Genomic DNA, 2,704 nt, shown 5'->3' with positions numbered 1-2,704 from the left:
CTTATAGGATGAATTCCGGCCTTAATATGAAAATGCCGGGCGCGTCCGTGGGGAAGCCGGAGCTTGACGCCCCGGCGAAATGCAACTATGGAACGCCAACTTTTTCCATAAGGCCGCCTGACCAGAACCGCGCGCCACCCGGCGTGGGCACAAAGGTTTGGCAGACCCCGAGAACTGAAGGTTAGAACAATGTCCCGCACCTGCGAACTCACTGCCAAGGCAGTCATGTCCGGCAACAATGTGAGCCACGCCAACAACAAGACCAAGCGTCGCTTCCTGCCGAATCTCGTCAATGTGACGCTGATTTCGGAAGCGCTGAACCAGAATGTGCGCCTGCGCATCTCGGCCAACGCGCTGCGTTCGGTCGAACATCGCGGCGGCCTCGACGCCTTCCTGGCCAAGGCCGACGTCAAGGAATTGTCGCAGCGCGCGCGTCTGCTGAAGAAGCAGATTGCCAAGAAGATCGCCGAGCAGCCTGCTGCCTGACATCGTTTAAAGGCGGGGGACGACCGCCCTGGCCAACCTCTTGTTGGCCTTTGGCATCGGATCGAATCCGCAAGGTTTCGGCAACCCGATGCTCAAATACGAAGCGAGCGTGATCCGATTTCGGCATGGCGCTCCGCTGGTTCCATTACCCAGGATAAAAAAATGACTTCCTTCTCGCGATATTTGCCATTCGTGGCCGCCATGGCACTTGTCGTCGTGGCGTCGAACATTCTTGTGCAGTTCCCGATGCAGGGCCAGGTCGGCGGCCTGTCGCTGGCCGACCTTTTGACCTGGGGCGCCTTCACCTACCCCTTCTCCTTTCTGGTCACCGACCTCGCCAACCGCCGCTACGGGCCTACTGTGGCGCGCAGGATCGTCTTTGTCGGCTTCATGACGGCGGTGGTCTGCTCGATCCTTGTCCCGCCCTTCCTGTTCCGCCACGGCCTGATCGAATTCGAGACCGCCGCCGACCGGCTGGTGCGGATCGCGGCGGCCTCCGGCGCGGCATTTCTTTCCGCGCAATTGCTGGATGTGACCGTCTTCAACCGGCTGCGCCGGCAGAGCTGGTGGCGGGCGCCGATCATCGGCACGCTGGTCGGATCGGTGTTCGACACCGCCGTGTTCTTCACCGTCGCTTTCTCGGCCGCCTTTGCCTTCGCTGGTCCGAACGACAGCTTTGCGCTCGAAACCGCACCGTTGATGGGCGTCTTCCATGTCGACGCGATGCGCTGGGTTTCGTGGGCGCTTGGTGATCTGTCGGTGAAACTGATCATCGCCGTCGTCGCACTCATCCCCTACCGGCTGCTCGCCGCCCGCTGGAGCCAGCCGGCAATTGCGGCTTAAAATATGATCCCCTGGGTCCAGCTCGATTCGGCAAGGACCCCGGATGGCGCGCAGGAACTTCGCCTCAAGCGGCGCGGGTCAGAATTCTCGATCATGCTCGGCACCAACGAGCTCATGAACAGCCGCCTCAGCGGCTCCGAGGAAGCGCTGGCAAAACTGTCATGCGGGCGGATTGCCAGTCATCGGCAGCCAAGAATCCTGATCGGTGGGCTTGGCATGGGTTTTACCTTGCGCGCCGCACTCACAGAACTGGGCAATGATGCCGGAATCGTTGTCGCCGAACTGGTGCCTGCCGTCGTCGCCTGGGCACGCGGCCCAATGGCCGAAATCTTTGGCGGCTGTCTCAACGATCCGCGCGTCACCATCCAGGAGGCCGATGTCGGCCAGCTGATACGCTCGCAGCCCGCGGCCTGGGACGCCATCCTGCTCGATGTCGACAACGGTCCCGAAGGCATCGTCCACAAATCCAACGATGCGCTTTACAGCCTGCAGGGCCTTAGCGCCGCACGCGCCGCGCTAAAGCCGGGTGGTGTGCTGGCGGTGTGGTCGCAGGGCCCCGACAGCGGCTTCTCGCGGCGGCTGAAGCAGGCAGACTTCACGGTCGAAGAGGTCAACACGCGTGCCAACGGCAGACGCGGCGCGCGCCATGTCATCTGGATAGCCACCAGGACGTAAGCCGGCAGTGGCGGGGCTCAATCCTGGTGCAGGATGAATTCCAGATAGAGGTTGCGCTGCAGGATCGAATGGTTGTCGTCGGAGATCAGCGACACCATCAGCGCGCCGTCGTCACGGGTCCAGACGTCGAGCCCTTCCATATTGTCGATCTGGTAGCCCATGTCGGCTTCCAGCAGCACAGGCCCATCGGCGACGGCGCCCTTTTCGACACTCTCGCCATAGATGCGCCGCAGCCGCATCTTGACGCCGCGGGCCATCGAGAAGCTGCGCTCCAGAAGCAGCAGGTCGCCATCCGGCAGGAAGGCGCCGTCGGTGATGTCGAAATCGCCATTGCGCTTGACGGTGAAGACGCCCTTGTGCGGCCCTTCGATGATGGCGGCATAGATGTTGCCGGCCTTGTCGAGGCTCTTCTCGGAGACCACCACCAGCCCGCCCTCGTGCTGGCCGTTGGCATTGGCGTGGGTGACGGTCTCGAAGCCGCGATTCTGGCGCAGCTCCCGGGCCGGAACCAGGAAATCAAGCTGCTTGAACGGCGCCTTCATGTCGGCCGGGTCGATCTTGAACTGGGCGACGCGGTGGTTGCGCTCGAAGCCGACGGTGGCAATCCCGTCCTTGACCGCGAGGCCTTCCGCATCGACCTCCCATTTCTTGTCGATCGGCCGGCCGGTCTCGTCGACCATCTGCTGCATGCGGAAATTCT

The 2,704-nt window shown here is 62.5% G+C and carries 4 protein-coding genes; 3 read left to right on the top strand and 1 reads right to left on the bottom strand.

The features are described from left to right. Positions 1-189 precede the first annotated feature (189 nt). The 3 genes from rpmB (at position 190) to EN993_RS34230 (ending at position 2,004) form a co-directional block, all read left to right on the top strand. Positions 190-486, top strand: coding sequence for a 50S ribosomal protein L28 (gene rpmB / locus EN993_RS34240; RefSeq protein ID WP_056583698.1), 297 nt, complete (start codon positions 190-192; stop codon positions 484-486). A gap of 162 nt (positions 487-648) precedes the next feature. Then, on the top strand, positions 649-1,329 hold the full coding sequence (locus tag EN993_RS34235; RefSeq protein ID WP_127266087.1) for a queuosine precursor transporter: 681 nt from the start codon (positions 649-651) through the stop codon (positions 1,327-1,329). Positions 1,330-1,332: 3 nt separating this feature from the next. Continuing rightward, positions 1,333-2,004, top strand: coding sequence for a hypothetical protein (locus EN993_RS34230; protein ID WP_109671611.1), 672 nt, complete (start codon positions 1,333-1,335; stop codon positions 2,002-2,004). A gap of 17 nt (positions 2,005-2,021) precedes the next feature. Here EN993_RS34230 and EN993_RS34225 read toward each other — a convergent pair. After that, positions 2,022-2,704, bottom strand: a 683-nt coding sequence (locus tag EN993_RS34225) for an esterase-like activity of phytase family protein (protein WP_127266086.1), incomplete at its 5' end; no start/stop codon positions are given.

Origin of the sequence: Mesorhizobium sp. M7D.F.Ca.US.004.01.2.1 (genome assembly GCF_003997785.1) — a bacterium.
Classification (GTDB): domain Bacteria; phylum Pseudomonadota; class Alphaproteobacteria; order Rhizobiales; family Rhizobiaceae; genus Mesorhizobium; species Mesorhizobium loti.
This window is presented reverse-complemented; position numbering and strand designations above follow the sequence as displayed.